Origin of the sequence: Nocardiopsis lucentensis DSM 44048 (assembly GCF_000341125.1) — a bacterium.
GTDB classification, from domain to species: Bacteria; Actinomycetota; Actinomycetes; order Streptosporangiales; family Streptosporangiaceae; genus Nocardiopsis; species Nocardiopsis lucentensis.
In genome coordinates this window covers 1-18645 of record NZ_ANBC01000237.1, presented here as the reverse complement: position 1 = coordinate 18645, position 18645 = coordinate 1, and the positions used below count along the sequence as shown (strand labels likewise).

Sequence of the window (18645 nt, the reverse complement as noted above, 5' to 3'; positions counted from 1 at the left end):
GCCCCCGAGCCCGCCCGGCCTGCTGGCCGCCGTGGCGGTGGTCGCCGCAGCCCTGGTGTCACTCCCGCTGCTGTCGGATCTCATGCGCTCGTGGGCGGGCGCCGAGCGATCACGGGAGCAGGTCACCGGATTCGAGCACACGATCGGCGTCCTCGACCACCCCGACTGGACACCGGAGGACGTCCACGAGATCAACGGCGGACTGCGGATCACCTACCGGCACGAGGACGGCGCTGCGGTCCACGTGCTGTCGTGGGGCGACTCGGACGTGCTCGACCCCCGCGGCGAGGGCGTCCGCACCGGCTGCGACTTTCCCGGCGTGCGGTGCCGGGAGACCGATGGGGGGGTCCTGATGGACCGGGGTCCGGGCACCCCGGACGAGTTGCGTGTCCGGTTGAACGACGGAGCCGTCGTCAGCGTGGTCTCGGAACCGGACGGTGCCCCCACCGGCCTCGTCGGCCTGGCCCCGGACCTGCGGCGGGAGAGGCCCGGTGAACGCGACCGCCTCGTCGAGTCCGTCACCGGCTGAACCCTCCCCCGCGCGGCGTCCTGACCGGTTTTCGGCGTTCTCCCGCGCGCGTGGTCACTCTGTGCGACGATCACCACCATGGGTGAGAAGACACGCCGCGTCGCGCTCCTACGCCACTCCACGGCCAACTGGTCCCACGACGTCGACCACGAACGTCAGCTGTCCGAGCGCGGGCGCGAACAGGCCCCCGCCGCGGGCCGCTGGCTGGCGCGGAGCGGGCTCGACTTCGACCTGGTGCTGAGCTCGACCGCGGTCCGCTGCCGTGAGACCTGGGGACTCGCCGAACGCGAACTGTCCGCGCCCTCCAGAACCGTCTTCGACGAACGCCTCTACGAGGCCGCCCCGGGCGACCTGGTCGCCCTGCTCCACGAGACCGACGACGACGTGGACGACCTCCTGATCGTCGGACACAACCCCGGTCTGCACTGGCTCGCCGACGCCCTGACCGGCGAGGCGGACGGCGACCTGCTCACGCGCCTGAACCTCTCCGGCTTCCCCGCCAGCTCGGTCGCGCTCCTCACCTTCGAGGGCCCCTGGCACGACGTGGAACACGGTGTCGGCCGACTGGTCGCCTACTGGACCCCGTCCGGCTGACCGACGCGCCCCGCCCCGGCCCGCCGCCCGCAGGCACCACCGGCGGACGGGGCACCGAACACCGCGGGCGCGAACCGGAGTGCGCCTCCTTCCGGAAGGTCCGGCACGCCATCATCCGCGTGAAACGGCATCCACCCCCGTGAGGGCACCGGACGGAGGGTCGGGGACCACGGCTCCGCCGGCGCCGTCTCCGACGGAGGAGGCTTCCGCGAAGCGGTGTTGCGGCGGTCAGGTGAACTTCTTCGGCACTGGGTTCATCGGTGAGCGGGAAGGCCCGGGAACGTCGGTTGACGGATCTGATCACCGGCAGCCCCCTCGCGCGGCGCACCGTCGTGTGCGCCGCGCCCGACGCGAGGCGCAACGGGACGGGTGGGGAGACCAAGGGTTCCGGGCCTCCCCACGCGGATCGCCGTATGCGGCTGAGGCGTCAGCGGTTGTCGCCGAAGAAGTGGTCCGCGGCCGCGTCCGTGGCCGCGCCGCCCGGGTCCTCGACGATCCCGCCGACGGTGTCGGCCTGCTCCTGGAAGCCCTGCACGGTCTCGGCCGCTCCGCCGAAGGCCTCCTCACCGTAGGCCTGGGCGCTCTCGGTGGCGGCGCCCATCCCATCCTCACCGAGGGACTGCGCCGTCTCCTGAGCGGTGTCCAGCCCGTTGCCAGCCTCGGCCACGGTGTCGGAAACCCCCTGCGCCGCCTCCTCGGCGGCCCCTCCGAAGAGGCCCTTGAACCAATCGATCACGTCGTCGAACATCGCTCACTCACTCCATAGGGTCAGGCCTCTTGTTACCCCTTCGAGATAAACGCGGCGTAAGGGGGCAGGTCAGCAGCGTGATCAGGTGGGACGGGACGGTGCTCACGGGTCACGTGCGACCCGAGCGCGTCAGGAGCCGCCTTCGGGCGGGGCGGGTGTCCGACCGCCGATCGGTCATCGCCACGCGGGTGGACCGCTGGGTCCCCGTGGGTATCGGGTTTCCTCCCGCGCCGGTTGCGCGGAGGTGGGAGTACGACTCCCGGCGGGGGCGCGGGACCACCGGCCGGTCGGGGGGAGCCGGGGCCGTCGCCTCCCCGGTCGGGTCCGGGTTCCCGGCCTGGGGCGGCGGTGGCGGAGTCGGGCCCTCCTCCTGGTGTGTGTGAGGCCAGAGCACGAGCAGCAGCTCGTCGATGTCCCCGGCCTCCAGGAGTCCGTCCGGGGTCATCACCCAGTAGGTCTGATTCGACTCACCGAACCAGATCACCAGGTGCGGGTACCCGGCCTGGACGGCCGCCGCCCTGGCGTGCTCGTGGGAGTACTCGGTGCGGCGCCCGCCGAGCAGGGGAAGCGACCGCGCCCGGATCCCCCGGCAGGTCGGGTGGTCGCAGCGCGCGCACTCCGGGCCGTGTGTCCGGTCGGTCCGAGACGGCCCGGGGCGCGGGGGCTCGGCTGGGGTCGCGGAGGCGTGTGCGGTCGGGGCGCCGCCGGAGCGGGCGAAGGGGACGGGAGTACTGTTCCTGGTCATCGAATCCTGCCTGTGGTCGTTGGGGTGGGTCGTCGTGCACGCGGGGGATGTGGGGTCGGGCCGGGCGTGGGGGCAGACGTGCCCGGCCCCACGGGGGAGTCAGGCCGCGGGGGTGGTGCCCCACAGGCTGTCTTCGAGGTCGAAGGCGAGGTAACACCAGACGTGCCGGGTCCGGCCGCGGGCGTCACTGCCCCAGTCGGTCGCGAACGCGTCCACCAGGGCGAGGCCCCGGCCGGACTCGGCGCTGAGATCGAGCCCGGCCGGGTTGGCGGCGGGAGCGGGCGGTGCGGTGCGGCCGCCGGTCCCGCTGTCCCTGCAGACCAGGTGCAGACCGTCGCGGTGCCGGTCGACCACCAGGCTGTAGGTGCCACCGGGGAGCCCCGAAGCCCCTCACTACGCCTCCGCCGACTTTCCACTGAACTCCGACATTCACGACAAGCCGCCGGATATACCGCAGCAAAAGTCGCAAAGGAGCTTGGTTGGAGCCATCCCAAAGTCACAAAGATGGAAACAACCGAATCAAAGCGGATCAAACCAGAAGATCTCGACAAACTAATGGACCTGTATGGGATCGACGACCCCGAGAGGCGCGACTGCATGCAGGCCCTCGCCAAGGACGCTCGCGTGCGCGGCTGGTGGTCCAGGTACAAGGACGCCTTCAAGAACGAGTCCCTGCCGGACTTCGAGACGGAGGCGTCGACTCTACGAACGTACGAGTCTCAGGTCATCCCGGGTCTGCTTCAAACTCCTGCCTACGCTGAAGCCATCTTCAGGGGTGGGCGTTACACAAACCCGCAGGAGATCGAACGACGTGCCGAAGCACGGATGGGTCGCCGAGGAATCCTCACTCGGTTCAATCCCGTACACCTGCGGGCTGTCATCGACGAGTCCGCCTTCCAGCGACTCATAAGTGGACGCGAGGTGCTGGCTGCCCAGCTCAGGCACCTGCTGCACATGGCGCAAATGCCGCACATTGACATACAGATGCTCCCCCTCAGCAAGGGCGCGCACTCCGGGCTCACCGCCCCGTTCACGATCCTGGACTTCCCCAACCTCCTGGACTCCTCCATCGTGTGTGTAGAGACTCTGAGCGACGCTCTGTATCTCGAAGAACCCGATGATGTAGAGCTGTACGCCGCCACCTTTGGGGATGTCCAGGCATCGGCCATCAGCGCCGCCGAGACCGCTGAGTACATCACCGAGCAGATAAGCACCTTGGAGAGCACCCCTTGAGACCAGCCGTGCTGAACTTCTACAAGAGCAGCTACAGCGCACACGACATCAACTGTGTCGAGGTCGCCCACACCCCCACGAACTTCCGAAAGAGCAGCTACAGCGGACAGGGGGTCAACTGCGTCGAGGTTGGTGACCTTCCCACCGGGGCCGCCATCCGCGATTCGAAGCACCCCGACGCCAGGCACCTCCCCTTCCCCACGGCCGAGTGGGCGACCTTCCTCAGGGCCGCCCAGCTCTGATCGCCCCACGTTGAACACCCGGAAACCCCTCCCCTCGGGTCTCCGGGTGTTCAAGAGCCACAGCCGTCAGTTCTCGCTCGCGGGCGGTACCACTGGTCGCCCCTCACGCTCGCGCACCAACCGCTCAAGCCGCTCGACCTGCTGACTCAGCTCGGCGAGTCGATCCATCACCGCCTTGTGCTGGACCTCTTCCAACTCCTGGTCCTCCGCCCACATGGCCTTGTCGACCTCCTGCTCCATCGACGTGACGATCACGCCGATCACGAGGTTGAGGATGATGAAGGTCGTGAGCACGATGTAGACGACGAAGAACATCCAGCCCATCGGGTGGTGGTCGATGACGGCGTCGGCGACGTCCGGCCAGTTCTCCGTGGTCATGACCAGGAACAGGGTGTACAGCGTCGTCCCGAGGTCACCGAAGTACTCCGGCACGTTCGCGCCGAACAGCTGGTGCCCGAGAACCGCCGCGGAGTAGATGATCACCAGGAGCAGGCCGATGACGGTCCCCATCCCGGGGGCCGAGCGGAAGAGGGCCGTGATGATCATCCGCATCTGGGGCACCACGCTGATGATCCGCAGGATCCGCAGCACGCGCAGCACCCGGAGCACGGAGAAGGGGCCGGTCGCGGGGATCACGGAGACCACCACGACGAGGAAGTCGAACCAGTTCCACGCACTGCGGAAGTACTGGCCCCGCCAAGCGTGGATCTTGAGCGCCAGCTCGATGATGAAGACCCCGATGAAGACGCGTTCCACCACGAGGAGATACGGAAGAGCGGAACCTCCGTAAGTGGCCAACCCCAAAACGGCGGCGTTCACGAGGATCAGCAGAAGCATCAGGTTGGAGAACCATCGGCTCTCCACCACGCGTGTGACCTGATCACGCCGCAACGTCACGCCCCCTCTGCAAATTTCACCCCCATTCGGGCAACCAGCGACCAAATATATCGAAGGAGTCGGACCGCCCTTTGGTTCACTTCCCGTCCTACCGAAAGTGAACGCAGCCCACGAGCGTGGTCCCCTCAAAGCAGGGTCGGGGCCTCGTGTCCGGGTGCGACATCCCACACCCTCGTTTTCGGGTGAGGGTCGCTTCCCAGCGTCGAGGACCGGACGTGACGCGGTCACACGCCGCCCCCCGGGCACGAACCGGCAAAACCTCGGGGATGTCCCAGGGGCCGGGAGGAGAACGGCGATTCCCGAGGGACGGTGACCCGCTGGTATCTTCGCACCTGGCCACGGCGAGGGAGCCCGAGCCGCCGGACAGCGCCCGCGACCGAGGAAGATGCATGCCGGAGCTGAAGTACTTCACCGGGTCGATGAACTCGGGTAAGAGCACGATGGCTCTCCAGGAGCACCACTCACGCGGTGGCGAGGGCGTGCTGTACACGAAGCAGGACCGCGCCGGAGCGGGCATCATCTCGTCGCGCCTGGGTCTGACGTCACCCGCTATCGAGGTCAGTGACGACCTGGACCTGTACGACGACATCGCCGAACGCAAGGCCCCGTACGTGATCTGCGACGAGGCGCAGTTCCTGTCGTTCAAGCAGGTCGGCCAGCTCGCCGGAGTGGTCGACGGAATGCGCATCGACGTGTACTGCTACGGGATCCTCACCGACTTCCAGGGACAGCTGTTCCCGGGGTCGAAGCGCCTGGTCGAGCTCGCCGACAAGATAGAGGTGCTGCCGGTGTCCGCGCGCTGCTGGTGCGGTGGACGCGCGACGCACAACGCGCGGGTCGTGGACGGCGTGATGGTCTACGAGGGCGAGCAGGTGCACATCGGCGGCAACGAGTCGTACACGACGCTGTGCCGCCACCACTTCATGGCCGGTGTCGCCTGACCCCAAGCCGAGAGCGCCTCACTCCGGGATCCAGTACTCAAATCCGTGGCCGAGAAACCCGGTTATCTTTCTCGCCTCGTTTCGGAAGGCATTCTCAGAGACCGCCTCGGCAACGCCTTCACGTCGGTCCTCAAACTGGATCTGGTAGACGGCACTTCGAGTCCTGAGCAAAACCAAATATACCGACTGTCCTTCATCCCCAGTCCCGTAGACGGAATAGGACGCATCACCTAGGTCCGCCTCGCCTTCGTTCTCAACCTCACTCACACCATCGGCGATACTTGAGCGCATCTCATCGAACCTAGCTATGGCCAGGTTCTCGGTGGATTCACCGTCATCAGCATCGATAATCGCTTCGTATCTGAACTCGAAGTCCCACGGCGTGGAACCCCCGGAAGGAATAATCGTCCACAGGCACTCGTCACGCACAACCCGGACAGCACCATCGATTTCTGGATCGCCGCCCTCATCCGTATCGACGTAGTCTTCCCCGCTGTCTTGTCGGGTGATGTTGATCGTCGTCAGGTACTCGATGTTGTCATCGCAGACATTCATCTCCCCCACCCCGAGGGACGATCGAGCCTCGCCGATTTGTTCGGCTGTTCCAGTGCCAGCGGTGTCAGTGGATGCGTCTACACCGGATGACGCCACATCAAACAGCGCACTAACCGCTGCGAGAATTATCCCGAAAACCCCGAAGGCAGCCAGAGTCCCACAGCCGAAGACAGCAACAGCGGCCCGCCAGCCATGCAGGCCCTTCTTACGAACGGGCTCCTTCGTCTCAGCCACGGTTATCAGCTGCCTCCAACTGAGCGAGCACGTCAGGGTGTTGCGACGGACGCGTGAACCCCAAGATCTCCGAGCGGTTGGGGTCATCGTACTCGCGCACCGCGATGGGGCCACAGTTGGTGCACCAGGCCTCCACCATCAATCCGTCGCCGATCACCATTCCCACGTGCCCCGGGCTGGGCTGACCACGGGTTTCCACATCAAAGAAGACCAGGTCGCCCGGTTGTTCCTCTCCTGCGGGAATCCTCGGGCCGAAGCGCCACTGGTCCTGTGAGACACGAGGGATCGTGATTCCGGCACTCTCGTAAGCCTTCATCAAGAGCCCGGAGCAGTCATAACCGACCGGCCCCGTTCCGCCCCAGATATAGGGCTTGCCCCGCTGATCCAGGGCCCAGTCGATCACTGCCTGCGTGATCTCGTCCGGCGCCCGCCCGATCGGCAGCCCCTCGGCATCCAGCTCACAGAGCACCGCTGTGCGAATGGAGTTCGACGTGTTGAAGTCACCATCGGCGTAGCGCCCGGCCCACTCCATGACGTCGTCCACGTACCACCAGGCATGGTTGTAACCGAAGATCGCCTGCCGGACGTCGTCCTGCAAACCGTGCGCGATCAGGTAGTCCGCTGCCGCCGGGATCGCGTCCCCCGGATCGTAGACATTGACGATGCCGTCGCCGTTGCCGTCAAGGCCGTAGCCCTCGCCCGGCCGGTCGTCGACCGGTTGAATCGGCTCGCCACCCCAGCTGTTACCCGCAGCTGACCCGTCCAGAGCACCGAACTGCATGGGGCCAGCCGCTCCCCAGTCGTTGTGCCCCTCGGTGATGCCCGGCCCGTCCCACCGGCCGTGGTGGGACTCGACCTGGCCGACGCCGGCGAGGATGTTCCAGGGAATGCCCCGATCCTCCCCGGCCTCCATGTACAGCTCCAGGTAGTTCTCCGGAATGGAGTCCATGGCATAGCCGCTGGCTCCGGGCTGTTCGGCGTCGGCGTTGGGCCCGCAGGCGAGTCCGTTCGCCAGGTAGCTTCCGATCTGCTGCGTCGAGTTGGTGATCAGCGGAACCATGAACATGGTCAGGAAGATCATGAGCGCGACCATGATCGCGGCCGCCATGCCGACCCACATGCCCGTGGCGCCTGAGTCGGAGGTGGTTGTGGAGGTGGGGGTGAAACGGGGGAACAAGGGTTACTCCTCCCCGAACTGTCCTACGTCGGCAGGTTGGAAGTCGAACACCAGCCACGTGCCGCCTTCCCGAACGACGGTCACGGCGAACTCACCGAGGTTCTCGTCGAACTGCGCGTCTCCGGTCTCGGTGATGGACTGCGCCGTCAGCACGAAAGTGATGGAGTCCTCCCCGAAGGTGCGGACCCGGTCGACCTCGGCATGGCCCTCGGCCACGGCCTCGGCCTCCGACATCTCCTCCCAGAACGCACCGACCCTGCTGGTGTCCGCCAGAATCTCGGCGTACTCGTCGGTGGCCAGCTCCTCCATGGCACCGAAATACGCCTCGGGGGACTGTGAGTAGTCGATGGTTCCGTAGGCCTCGGCGAACGCCCTCGCCGTGGCTCCGGCCTCGCGAAGCTCGGCCTCCTCGAACGGGAACCACGTGAGGACGTCGACGTCGTCTTCATCCGTCGTGGTGATCGGGCTCGGCTCGACCGTGGACAGGTCATCGAGCGACGAGGGCTCACCTGCCCCGTTGTCACCCGACCGTGCCTCCTCGGGAGCGGCGGAGGGCTCCTCAGGAGCATCGTCACCCCCACCGAAGCCGCCGAGGGTGAAATAGAGACCGAATGCGACCAGAGCCACGATCAGGCCGATGAAGACCAGCCGCTGGGCGCGTTCGGACAGAGAGTTGGGCATCGTTCGGGGCCTTCGTACGTCAGTCGTCGTTCAGCCAGAAGGGGACGTCGCGTTTGCGGTCCCTGGTGGTGGAAGAGCTGCTCTCTCCCCAGAACGGGGTGATGGGCGCGTCGTTCTTGCGCTTGCTCGATCCGGTCAGCCACCCGCCGTCCCCCTCGCCTCGGCCTCCGCCCGAAGGGGCCGGTTCTGCGGGACGTTGCGGTGCTGGACGTTCCCGTCGCTCCCTGGGTGTCCCCCAGCGGGAGCCTCGGCTTCCGAAGCTGCCCTTCGCCGGGGTCTCCTCCCGACCGTTGAAGATGCCCCGTCCCGTGCTGGGTTCCGGCCGCTCGGCACTCGCGGCACGCCCGCCTGGGGAGGGGGCACCGCCGCCGAACAGGGATCCACCACCCCCGCCACCACCATTGTCACGACGGTCAGCGGAGCCCCGACCACCGGAATCCGTGCCGAACACGGAGGACCAACCACTGTCTCCAGTGCCGGTGTAGCCACCGCTAGGCCGGGGTGGGATCGAACCGCCACCGCTCAGGCTCGGTGCCTGTTCACTGCTCCGTCCGGTGTTCTCCGGACGCTGGCCACCACCAGAGGAGGTGGAGCCGGACCGGTGCACGTTGAGCGGAGGAGCCGTTCGTTCACCACGTACACGTCCGTAGCCCGCGGCTCCGCGTGCTCGAACACCATCGCCTCGAACAGGAGCGCCTTCGCCGGAGACTTCCTCCCCGTTCCCGGTTACCGCATCCACGGCACCGTTCTGCGCACCAGGTGTTCCGCCACCAGCTGGTACCCCGGAGGCGGCCGCGGCAATCTGCGGAGCCCTCCGCAGCCCCCACGCCTGAGCCTTGAGGTTGGCCATCGGGGGAAGGACCACAGCGCTCTTGCTGAGGGCCTGGCTCTGCGCGACATCGTTGGCAATGCGCGAAGTGAAGGTGTTGGCGTTGACCGACGTGAAGAGGTAGGCGAAGGGCTTGCGGTAGACGAAGAGGGCGACGGTGAACAGGGCCAGCAGGATCATCTGCAAGCCCCATCCGAGCGTGCTCGACATGACCATCCCGTAGCACATCACGAGTAGGGAGATCAGGAGCACGATGAAGATCTGCTTGAGCAGGAAGCCGACCATCAGTTCCACCCACCGCAGCAGGACCATACGGCCATAGCCCGGATGGATACCGATGAGCAGGAAGATGGGCGCGAGTAGGAACAGGAGCAGGAAGGCGATCTTCAGCACGATCAGCGCCACAGAACCCGCAAGGATCAGCCCACCTGCGAAGATCGCCGCGAAAAGCGCAAGGGTGGCAACCCCCAGCCGACTTCCCTGATCTTCACCAGAGAAGAGCGGATAAACGCTGGGAAATGAGGATTCGACATTCTCAGCGATTTCCTCGTAGGCCGCTTGTTTCTCCTCCACCAGAGTCACGGGGTCAACGTCTCCATCCGCGATCTGCTGCTGCTCAGTTCTGGTGATTCCCTGAGCCGCCATAAGGTCGGTGGCATGCTCTTGTGTGGCGATCTCAGCGATGTCACCGCTGCCGAACTGCCCCGCCACCCATGGCTGACAGACCAGACTCGACCACAGCATGTCGGCGTTCCGTCGGACCTGGAAATCCGCCTCGGACTCCCACTCCGCCCGTTCCGGCGCCTCGGCTCCAGCAGGACACGCGCCCGAGCCTCCCCCGTACGGCACCTGGCCCACCGTGCTCGTCACCAACTGGCTTCCGGAGTTCACCAGACCGCTGGCCATACCCATGATCTGCGCCGGGTTCACCAGGATCCACATGCCGAGCCCGATGGCCGCCACCATCCACACCGTGGACTCGATGGTGAGCGTGACGCGCTTCCGGATCAGCCCGTACCACCCGAGCCAGATGGCACCGAGGATGATGACCGTCGGGATGAGGGGGCGCCAGATACCCTCCCGCAGTGTGACGACGACACTCTCCACCAGCTCGTTGAAGCTCGCCAGCAGACCGTCGGAGGTGGCCGCCTGGTAGACGGTGATCGTGGACTGGTTGATGGTCTTGGACAGGTCCCACGCCGTGTTGGCGAGCGTGGCCTGGGCGCCGTTGGAGATCCCGTCGACACAGGACTCGGTGATCATGTGCCACTGGGTTCCGGCGGTCCCGTACTGCCCGTACATACTCGCGTCAGGCGGTAGGCCGTCCGGCGCGCCTTCAATGGCCGATTGGGACCTCGGCGGAACCAGCAGCCCGTCCGAACCGCTTCCCGCCGCCTCCGGCAGCGGCGCGGGCTCCCCGGGACACAGCGTGTTCGCCTGCGCCGTCGTCGCTGGAAGCACGACGAACCCGACCATCAGCAGGAACATCATCAGTAGGCGTCGCCATCCGCGCCGTCGGACGTGCTGATGCGTCATCTGCTGGCTCCTGCGTCGTGGTTCGGGCCGAGGGTCGATGGCAGACACGGTGACTCCGCCCGCGCGCACGCCGTAGCGAGACCGCGCACGGGCACAGCCCCCCGCATGTCCTTACCCCATCCTCTATGGTGCTTCATCGGCGGGTCGGAAGATGAGTGCAACGCGTCGGGATTTCCGGTTCCTACCGACACTCCACCCCACCGGGCCGGTGCGAAGCAACGCAAAACCTACGTTTTCGCAGGTAACAGGCATCAACGGACTTCCAGAACACCCATAAACCACCAGGCCACAATTTAGTACCCCAGCCGCGAGTATGAGCGGCGTCACATCCACTTTCGCAAGCAAAAGTGGACATCTGCCCATAAACCGGACTGACGCCCGCTCTCCGAACCGGCTTCCGAAGTACCCGCAGTCCCTATTGCCGCACAGCCGAAAACCATCTCCTTCCGGAACACATCGCACCAGACGACGACCCCGCACCCCCGCACCCCCGCCCCAGGAGGCCCGCCGCGCGCTCCTCAGCCCCGAGGGATCGACTGCCGACACCCCTGACACGCGCCCGTCGAACACACGCCCCGCGACAGGACACCGGAGGCCCCACCATGCCGCCGCCCCACTCCCCCGGCCCTCACGAACCAGGCGCGGGCGCCAAGCCCGTGCCGACGCGCACACGTCCGAGCCGTGCCACGACCGTCACGCTGGTCGTCGGCGGGCTGGTGTACGTCCTGTTCCTCCTCCTGGCACTCGGCTATCTCCGCCTCAGCGTCGTCCTCGGCCTCCTCTACCGCGGTTCGACGGACGGCCTCCCCACCGCTCTGTGGATCGTGTTCCTCCTCGGCGTCTCCTTCTTCGCCGTCCTGGTCTCCGCCCTCCAGCGGGCCCGGGTCCCTCGGCCCGTCGCGACCGTCGCGCTCCTGACCGCCGTCGTGCTCCTGGGCTACCTCCAGTGGTGGTTCACGGTCCCCGACCTCACTCCCAGCTCCCTCTTCGACGGCCCCACCACGGGGCTGGGTGTCCTGGCCGCCGCGGCGGCGGTCCTGGGCATCCTCGCCGCCGCTCCGAAGCGCGCGTTCCTGTGGGCGCTCGTGGCCGTGGTCGCCGTGACGGCGCTCCGGGCCGGGGTGGACTGGAGGCTCCGCGTCGAACGGGAACGGGAGCGGTTCGACGCGCTGGCGACCGAGATCTCCGAGTACCCGGACGAGATGGTCCTCCTGGCGGCCGAGGGGTGGACACCGGTCTCCGCCTCCGTCCGCCACGACGACAGCGGTGTGTCGGTCGGTTACCAGGACGCGGACGGCCGCGAGGTCCGCGTCACCAGCAACGCGTCCCCCGGCTCCGCGGACTCCGACACCGAGGGCTCGGAGCACGCCGCCCCCCTCGACTGTGACGGCGCCGCCGATCCCGCCCTCGTCGACTGCGAGGAGCTCGACGGGGTCGGAGTCGGTGCGTCCCTCCTGCTGACCTGGGAGTCGTTCCACGAGGAGTTCCACAGCATCCGCCTGGAGTGGGAGACGGGGACGGTCGTCGAGGTCGCGGCACCGCTGCGGGACGGGTCCGTCCACGCGGGCGACGACGCCTACGAGCCCTCCGAGGTCACCACCGACGAACTCCGCGCGCTCGCCGGGCGGCTGCGCGTCGCGGAGGACGGCGAGGCGCTCGCGCTCACCGAGCGGATCACCGGGGGTCCTCGGCCGTGACCGCCCGGTGCCCGCCGTGCCCGCGACCGGAGCGCACCGGGTGGTCACGGCCTCACCCCGAAACGCGCGGTCGCGGCGATGACCGCAATCGGTCAGCTCCCGTTCCCCCGACGACGTCCGGGTCAGACCGATTTACAGTGAGATGGACTCAGATGTCGGCAACACGCACCATCATCCGGGAGCGGTAGGACCTTCTCGGATAGATTGGCCTGCGCATCGTCCCCCACCCCCCAGAAGGGATGCGCCCCTATGTCGTCCGACGGTCGTTCCTCCGTAGGCCGCTACGAGCTACGGGAACGGCTCGGCGCGGGCGGAATGGGAACGGTGTGGCGTGCCTGGGACCCCGCCCTCCAGCGCGACGTGGCCGTCAAGGAGGTCCTGCTCCCCGAGGGGATGGACCCGGACGCCCGCGCTGAGGCGCACGCTCGCAGTATGCGCGAGGCCCAGGCGACCGCACGGATCAACAGCACGGCGGTGGTCGCCGTCCACGACGTGCTCGACGACGGCGAGAGCCCCTGGATCGTCATGGAGCTGCTCTCCGGGGCCTCGCTGCAGCAGCACCTGGACGCGCACGGCCCCATGACGGTGACCCGGGTCGAGGAGGTGGCCCGGTCGGTCCTCGACGGACTGCGCGCGGCCCACGCGGCGGGGGTCACGCACCGGGACATCAAGCCCGCGAACATCATGCTCACCGCCGACGGCCGGACCGTGCTGACGGACTTCGGCATCGCGAACGTCGACGGCAGCACGGCGCTCACCCAGACCGGCGTGTACATCGGGTCCCCCGAGTACATGGCCCCCGAACGGTTCGAAGGCGAGCGCGCGCTGCCCGCGTCCGACCTGTGGAGTCTGGGTGTCACCCTGTACTCGCTGCTGGAGGGACGCACACCGTTCAAGCGGGACAGCATCACCGGCATCATCAGCGCGGTCCTGACCGCTCCCCTGCCGCCGCGGTTGTCCACGCCCGGTTCCGGTGACCGCTCGGCCAGCGCGCCCCTGCATGCGTTGGTCTCCGCTCTGCTGAGCCGCGACGCGTCGGCGCGGCCCACCCCCGCCGAGGCGCTCGCCCTGCTGGACCGGGAGAAGGAGGCCCGGGAGGCGCGTGCCGCCGAACCCGGCGCGCGAACCCCCGGGCCGCACACCCCCGCCGGTGGGCCGCAGGCCCCTGTGAGCGGTCCCCAGACACCCCCGAGCGGACCCCAGGCGCCCGTGCCCGGGCCGACTGGCGGACAGTCCGCGTGGGCCCACTCGGGACCGCACCGACCACCCGGCCCCCCGGGCCCGCACACACCGCACCACGGTGTGCCCGGGCACCAGCCCCCGGTCCCGAACCCGCCCGGCCCCTCGACCGGTCGCCTCCCCGTCCAGCCGCCCACCGGCCCCCAGCGGGCGCACCAGGGCCCCAACGGCCCGCAGCCGGTCACTCCCCTGCCGGGGGGTGAATCGACGGGCGCCACGACGCGGTTCGGCCCCGGGTCCGTTCCGGCCGGGCACACGGCCCGCCTCGTCGGCCAGCCGCCCCGGGCCGGCGCGCAGCCGTCCGTCGGCACCGGCCAGCACGTGTGGAACGGGAACCGGGCCGACCCGCCCAAGCCCGCGGCGGTGATCACCGCCGCGGTCATGCTGGGGCTGAACGCGCTCTACCTCATGGTGCTCACGGCCCTGTTCGCCGGTGAGGCGGTCGGCGGCTCGGAGGAGTACACGTGGGGCACGGTGTCGCTGGTCGGAGTCTGGGGGCTGTTCTCCGCGTTCGCGGGCGTGGGACTGATGGCGCGGTCGCGCGTCCTGTACGGCGCCGTGGTCATCGTGCAGGCCGTGGTGTCGGTGCTGCTGATCCTCACCATGTTCTCGGTGCTGATCTACACCCCTGACCTGCTCGTCTGGTACGCGCTGATCCTGGTGTTCAACCTCGTGATCGGCGGGCTGCTGCTGATCCCGCCCAGGGCGCGCGCGTTCTTCGGGTTCGGCCCCGACGCGGTCTGAGGGGCGCGCCCGCCGTCCCGGGGCGCTACCACCGCAGGACCGACAGCTCACCCAGTTCGTCGAGGGCGATCCGCCCCTCCTCCGCGAGGACCCGCACCATCTCGTCCGCCTCGGAGACGCTGACGAACCTTCCCCTGGACAGGGACGCCTCGGGTTCGGGGGTCTCCATCCACAGTCGCGGCCCGGCGTGCCACATCATCTGCACGCACGAACCGTCCCGGGCGACGAAGACCGCGAAACTGTCCGGGGCGGGGGTGAGGTGGTGGACGAGGGCGCGGGCGGCGGCCGTCTCCAGGGGTTCGGGGACGTCGACCGAGCCGATGCCGTCCCGTGAGGTGTCCTGATAGCTGGCGTCGACCATGCCGACTCCGCTCGACGCGGCGTCCTCCTCCGGCCAGACACCGCCGACGGCCCAGCGGCTGAGCGGCTCCTCGACGCGTTCACGCGGCAGGACGCGGCCGGTCTCTCGCACGCGGAGCACGTCGAAGGCGCGCTCGACCACGACCGTGTCGCCCCGGTCGCTGGTCATCGTCGCCGTGAAGTCGCCGGGGAGCCAGGGCAGGACCATGCGGGCGAGCTCGCGGACGGTCACCCGGCCCTCGTAGTGGCTGACCCACTCCGGGGTGGGGTAGGGGCTCGGGTTCGTGTAGGCGACCTCGACCGAGGGTTCCCCCTGGATGGCGGAACCGGGGTAGGCGGCGCGGCGCCCCCAGCGGCGCCAACGGCCGTCCAGTTCGACCGCGAGCAGGGTGTCGGGGTCGCCGTTCCAGGTGACGGTGAGGCCGTGCGCGCGGAGGGTCTCGGCGATCTCCTCGCCGACGGCGGCGCGGCGGATCTCGTGCACGGCGTCGAAGCCGAGCCAGAGCCCGCCCTCCACGGCCGCCCGCGCGGCCTCCCGGGCGTGGTAGTAGACGTAGCCGCGGATCGCGGGGCCCGCGTCCGTGTCGTGGGCGGCGACCTCGGAGCGGAGGGCGTCGCGGGCGCACTGGCCGCAGCAGGTGAAGTCCTCGCGGGCGACGATTCCGGACTCGTCGAGGGCGCGGAAGGCGCGGGTGAGCCGTTCGCCGTCAGTGCGCACGGGCCAGCGGCGCTGTTTCTGGGCGTGCTCGGCCATGGCGTCGTCGATGGCCGCCGAGAGCTCGGTGAGAACCCCCGCCCCCGGCTCCTTCAGCGGCTCCGCGCCCTCCGGCTCCACGCCCTCCGGCTCGGCGTCCGACCTGAGGAAGTCGGCGATGTCCTCGCTGGCCTTTCGGTAGATCTCGACGAATCCGCCCTTCCCGTACACCACGTCGGCGATCGCACCGTGGAGGGCGGTGTCGAGGGGCTCCCTGTCTTCGGTCATGCGCCCAATCTGTCAGATTCGGCGGACACTCGCTCCGCTGCCCCCGGGGCGCCGTCGTCCGGCGCCGGCCAGTCCGGGGCGTCACCGGCCGTGAGGGCGTGGTCGGCCAGGAGCCGGACCCGTTCGTCGCGGACGCGCCGGGCGGCCTCAGCGGTGACGGCCAGCGCTCCGAGACCGGTGGGACGGGTGTCGAGGAAGGCCGCCGAGGCGAGGTGCTCGGCGTACTCGGCGGTGGAGTCGAGCGCCTCCTGGCACTGCTCCCACTCGCGGTGCGCGGCGACGGCGCGCTCGACCAGCCGCCCGTACTCGGTGATCTCCTCGACCCGGGCACGGACCGCCGCGTCGACGGTGTTCAGGTGCTCACGCTGGGGTTTGAGGGCTTCCCTGACTCGGGGTGAGGCCGCGCGCTGCCAGCGGCGCAGGTGGGCGCGGCGCAGTTCGCGCTGGCGGACGAGGAGCTTGGCGATCCGCCACTCCTGGTCGCGCAGGACCGCGAGCGCGCGCTCGGTGTCCAGGGAGTCACCGCCGCCGAGTTCGTCCCGGGCGGAGGCGACCTGGTCGATGGTGCGCTGGACGGCGGACAGGTGGGCGTGGTCGTGGTCGCTGACGTCGTCGGGGAGGATGGCCAGCCCCTCGTGGTCGTCGGGGGTCCGGCTGACCCGGGCGGTGGTGGCGTCGGCTCCGACGAGGGCGACGAAGACGCCGAACACGAGCCAGGGGACGACGGCGGCCCGGTCGGGCGCCGCCATGACCATGGCGGGGGTCGCGACGACGGTTCCCGCGCCGGCCGTCGCGCCCAGGACCCGCGTCGCGGGATGGGTGTCCTCGACGCAGATGAGCACGAGGACCTGGGCCAGGAGGATCACGACGGCGACGGCCAGGCCCAGGGGCCAGCCCCCGGCGGCCGAGGCGAGGGCGGCCGTGAACCCTGCGGCGAGCACCTGGACGGCGCTCTCGCGCGCGCGAACGGCGCGGGTGACGATCTCCCCGTTGGCCCGGCGCGGGGGCGGGTCCGGGGGCCGGTTCTCCCGCGTGATCCGCTCACGCAGGACATCGGGGAGGGTGGGGTCGACGACGGGGCGCGGCACGTCCTCACTCATGGGCGGTCCCTCGTGAGTGGTGGGTCTCGGTCGGGGGTGCGGAGTCGGTGCGCCGGGACGGGAAAACCCGACAGAGTAGGTCATCCCCATCCCGGACGAGCCCCGAACCTGGTGCCGCTAATCCCCTTTTGCGGGGACTTGTCCGTTCCACTCGTGGACGTGGGCGCACGTCCGTCAGCGTCTGTCGGCCACCTCCTGGCCGGAGGCGGCCGCGAAGTCGTCGTCCTCGGCGGGCCGCTGCCGGGTGGGGTTGGTGTCGAGCCAGCGCAGGAGGTTCTCCGAGACCAGGTCGACCCCGATCCGCCCCGCCCGCCCGTCGAGGTCACGGAACAGGCACTCGCCGTTGCCGAGGTTGCGCAGTACCGCCAGGTGATCCTCGGTGGGCTCGACGCCGAGCAGGGACATGACGCTCTCCACCTCGTACCGTTCGCTGGAACGGAACGCGAACACCGAGGACAGGCAGTTGGTGACCTGTTCGTTGAGCAGGTCACCGGCGTTCTGGGAGACGAGGATGAGGGCGGTGTTGCGGGAGCGGCCCATGCGGGAGACCTCGGGGACCAGCTTGGCGCCCTCCGGGGTGGAGGTGACCGCCCAGGCCTCGTCGAGGAAGATCGCCTTGGGCAGGTGACGGTCGAGGCCGTTCATCAGACGGCGCGCGAACTGGGAGACGAGGTAGAGCAGCGCGACCGACAGGCGCTGTTCGTAGGAGTAGTCGTCGCGGCCGACACCGGAGTCGGGGAGGGTGAGGCCGCCCAGGGTGAAGACGGTGGTCCAGCCCTCGGTGTCGACCTTGGCGTCGCCCTGGGGGTCGAAGCACAGACTGGCCAGACGCATCTCCGACATCGACTGCAGGACCGCGCCCAGGTTGCGGGAGGCGGCGCCCGGCGAGGCGACGAGGTGGTCGACGACCTTGGCCAGGGACGGGCGCGGCTGGTTGGCGACCGCGGCCACGGCCTGGATCATCGCCGACTCACGCTCCTCGCTCATGCGCGGCAGGAGGAGGCGGAGGGTCTCGGTGGCCATGGTCTTGCGCGAGGGCAGGTCGTCGCCGAACGCGAAAGGGTCGAGCAGGCCCGGCTGGGCGGATCCCAGGGACATGACGCGGGCCTTGCGCCCCCGCCGCTGGAGGAGTTCGACGAGGGACTCGGCGTCGCCCTTGGGGTCGATGGCGGCGACGGTCACCCCGCGCAGGGCGAGCTGGTAGATGAGCAGGAGGGCGAGGGTGGTCTTGCCGCCGCCGGGCTCACCGGTGATGGCGATGGCGGTGGGGCGGTTACGGGCCGCGGCGACCATGGGGTCGAAGTGGACGATGGAGCGGGCGCGGCCGATGCTCTCGCCGATGTAGGGCCCCACCCAGCCGCCTCCGGAGTGGTCGACGCGGTCGCCGACGTCGACGGTGGCGGTGGGCATGCCGCCCGCGATGGTGCGCAGGGGCTGGCGCTGGGCGTAGGCGCCCAGGCGGATGCGATCGCCGGGCAGAGCCTCGTTGAACAGGGAGAACTGGTCCCCGGTGGAGTTGATGACGTCGATACCGATGTCGCGGTAGTGCTCGATGACCGCCTCGACGTGCTGGCCGAGGAGG

At 69.0% G+C, this 18645-nt stretch carries 17 protein-coding genes and 1 pseudogene; 7 read left to right on the top strand and 11 right to left on the bottom strand.

The window, feature by feature from the left end; genetic code table 11:
- A pseudogene (locus D471_RS40080) lies at positions 1-529 on the top strand (hypothetical protein); the annotation flags it as partial.
- 78 nt (positions 530-607) lie between these two features.
- Positions 608-1123 (top strand): SixA phosphatase family protein, encoded by a 516-nt coding sequence (locus D471_RS0108010; protein WP_017598135.1) that lies wholly within the window; start codon positions 608-610, stop codon positions 1121-1123.
- Between the two features lie 427 nt (positions 1124-1550).
- On the opposite strand, the gene D471_RS0108005 is transcribed toward D471_RS0108010, so the two are convergent.
- The 3 genes from D471_RS0108005 to D471_RS39380 all read right to left on the bottom strand — a co-directional run bounded on the left by D471_RS0108005 (position 1551) and on the right by D471_RS39380 (position 2970).
- Positions 1551-1871 (bottom strand): hypothetical protein, encoded by a 321-nt coding sequence (locus D471_RS0108005; RefSeq protein WP_017598134.1) that lies wholly within the window; start codon positions 1869-1871, stop codon positions 1551-1553.
- 109 nt (positions 1872-1980) lie between these two features.
- The gene (locus tag D471_RS41105) at positions 1981-2616 is read right to left on the bottom strand and encodes a hypothetical protein (protein WP_017598133.1); all 636 of its coding nucleotides are present in this window, start codon (positions 2614-2616) and stop codon (positions 1981-1983) included.
- 99 nt (positions 2617-2715) lie between these two features.
- The gene (locus tag D471_RS39380; RefSeq protein ID WP_017598132.1) at positions 2716-2970 is read right to left on the bottom strand and encodes an ATP-binding protein; all 255 of its coding nucleotides are present in this window, start codon (positions 2968-2970) and stop codon (positions 2716-2718) included.
- Between D471_RS39380 and D471_RS33460 the strand changes: the two genes are divergently transcribed.
- Both D471_RS33460 and D471_RS0107985 read left to right on the top strand, forming a co-directional pair.
- Positions 2941-3849, top strand: a complete 909-nt coding sequence (locus D471_RS33460; protein WP_338045325.1) for a helix-turn-helix domain-containing protein — start codon at positions 2941-2943, stop codon at positions 3847-3849. The genes D471_RS39380 and D471_RS33460 overlap by 30 nt on opposite strands.
- Entirely contained in the window at positions 3846-4091 is a 246-nt protein-coding gene (locus D471_RS0107985; RefSeq protein WP_152486251.1) for a DUF397 domain-containing protein, read from the top strand. The genes D471_RS33460 and D471_RS0107985 overlap by 4 nt, the downstream gene beginning before the upstream one ends.
- A gap of 66 nt (positions 4092-4157) precedes the next feature.
- Here D471_RS0107985 and D471_RS33455 read toward each other — a convergent pair whose 3' ends face one another.
- Positions 4158-4958 (bottom strand): ion transporter, encoded by an 801-nt coding sequence (locus D471_RS33455; protein WP_017598129.1) that lies wholly within the window; start codon positions 4956-4958, stop codon positions 4158-4160.
- A 419-nt stretch (positions 4959-5377) separates the two neighbouring features.
- On the opposite strand from D471_RS33455, the gene D471_RS0107975 reads away from it, so the two are divergent.
- Positions 5378-5929 (top strand): thymidine kinase, encoded by a 552-nt coding sequence (locus D471_RS0107975; RefSeq protein WP_017598128.1) that lies wholly within the window; start codon positions 5378-5380, stop codon positions 5927-5929.
- A gap of 18 nt (positions 5930-5947) precedes the next feature.
- Here D471_RS0107975 and D471_RS0107970 read toward each other — a convergent pair whose 3' ends face one another.
- The 4 genes from D471_RS0107970 to D471_RS0107955 form a co-directional block, all read right to left on the bottom strand.
- The gene (locus D471_RS0107970; RefSeq protein WP_152486250.1) at positions 5948-6718 is read right to left on the bottom strand and encodes a hypothetical protein; all 771 of its coding nucleotides are present in this window, start codon (positions 6716-6718) and stop codon (positions 5948-5950) included.
- The gene (locus D471_RS0107965; protein ID WP_394296850.1) at positions 6711-7826 is read right to left on the bottom strand and encodes a C40 family peptidase; all 1116 of its coding nucleotides are present in this window, start codon (positions 7824-7826) and stop codon (positions 6711-6713) included. The genes D471_RS0107970 and D471_RS0107965 overlap by 8 nt, the downstream gene beginning before the upstream one ends.
- 72 nt (positions 7827-7898) lie before the next feature.
- A complete protein-coding gene (locus D471_RS0107960; RefSeq protein WP_017598125.1) occupies positions 7899-8576 on the bottom strand; it encodes a hypothetical protein in 678 nt (225 codons plus the stop codon).
- 19 nt (positions 8577-8595) lie between these two features.
- Positions 8596-10896 carry a type IV secretion system protein gene (locus tag D471_RS0107955; protein WP_017598124.1) on the bottom strand — a complete coding sequence of 767 codons (2301 nt, stop codon included), beginning with the start codon at positions 10894-10896 and terminating at the stop codon, positions 8596-8598.
- Positions 10897-11597: 701 nt separating this feature from the next.
- Between D471_RS0107955 and D471_RS0107950 the strand changes: the two genes are divergently transcribed.
- Together D471_RS0107950 and D471_RS33450 are read left to right on the top strand one after the other, a co-directional pair.
- Entirely contained in the window at positions 11598-12638 is a 1041-nt protein-coding gene (locus D471_RS0107950; protein WP_017598123.1) for a hypothetical protein, read from the top strand.
- A 249-nt stretch (positions 12639-12887) separates the two neighbouring features.
- A complete protein-coding gene (locus D471_RS33450; protein WP_083924158.1) occupies positions 12888-14621 on the top strand; it encodes a serine/threonine-protein kinase in 1734 nt (577 codons plus the stop codon).
- A 25-nt stretch (positions 14622-14646) separates the two neighbouring features.
- Here the strand turns inward: D471_RS33450 and D471_RS0107940 are convergent, their stop codons facing one another.
- From D471_RS0107940 to D471_RS33445, 3 genes are all read right to left on the bottom strand, one after another.
- A complete protein-coding gene (locus tag D471_RS0107940; protein WP_017598122.1) occupies positions 14647-15963 on the bottom strand; it encodes a DUF6891 domain-containing protein in 1317 nt (438 codons plus the stop codon).
- Positions 15960-17063: a hypothetical protein gene (locus D471_RS0107935; protein ID WP_017598121.1), complete on the bottom strand. Its 1104-nt coding sequence runs from the start codon at positions 17061-17063 to the stop codon at positions 15960-15962. Before D471_RS0107935 ends, D471_RS0107940 begins: the two co-directional genes overlap by 4 nt.
- Positions 17064-17237: 174 nt before the next feature.
- On the bottom strand, positions 17238-18645 hold a 1408-nt coding region (locus D471_RS33445; RefSeq protein WP_017598120.1), incomplete at its 5' end, for an ATP-binding protein.

Bases quoted from the DNA above. Each gene is read 5' to 3' on its own strand.
- D471_RS41105 (WP_017598133.1), bottom strand. From the start codon at position 2,616: ATGACCAGGAACAGTACTCCCGTCCCCTTCGCCCGCTCCGGCGGCGCC.
- D471_RS0107960 (WP_017598125.1), bottom strand. From the start codon at position 8,576: ATGCCCAACTCTCTGTCCGAACGCGCCCAGCGGCTGGTCTTCATCGGC.
- D471_RS0107940 (WP_017598122.1), bottom strand. From the start codon at position 15,963: ATGACCGAAGACAGGGAGCCCCTCGACACCGCCCTCCACGGTGCGATC.
- D471_RS0107935 (WP_017598121.1), bottom strand. From the start codon at position 17,063: ATGAGTGAGGACGTGCCGCGCCCCGTCGTCGACCCCACCCTCCCCGAT.
- D471_RS0108010 (WP_017598135.1), top strand. From the start codon at position 608: ATGGGTGAGAAGACACGCCGCGTCGCGCTCCTACGCCACTCCACGGCC.
- D471_RS33450 (WP_083924158.1), top strand. From the start codon at position 12,888: ATGTCGTCCGACGGTCGTTCCTCCGTAGGCCGCTACGAGCTACGGGAA.
- D471_RS0107955 (WP_017598124.1), bottom strand. From the start codon at position 10,896: ATGATGTTCCTGCTGATGGTCGGGTTCGTCGTGCTTCCAGCGACGACG.
- D471_RS0108005 (WP_017598134.1), bottom strand. From the start codon at position 1,871: ATGTTCGACGACGTGATCGATTGGTTCAAGGGCCTCTTCGGAGGGGCC.
- D471_RS0107975 (WP_017598128.1), top strand. From the start codon at position 5,378: ATGCCGGAGCTGAAGTACTTCACCGGGTCGATGAACTCGGGTAAGAGC.
- D471_RS0107965 (WP_394296850.1), bottom strand. From the start codon at position 7,826: ATGGCGGCCGCGATCATGGTCGCGCTCATGATCTTCCTGACCATGTTC.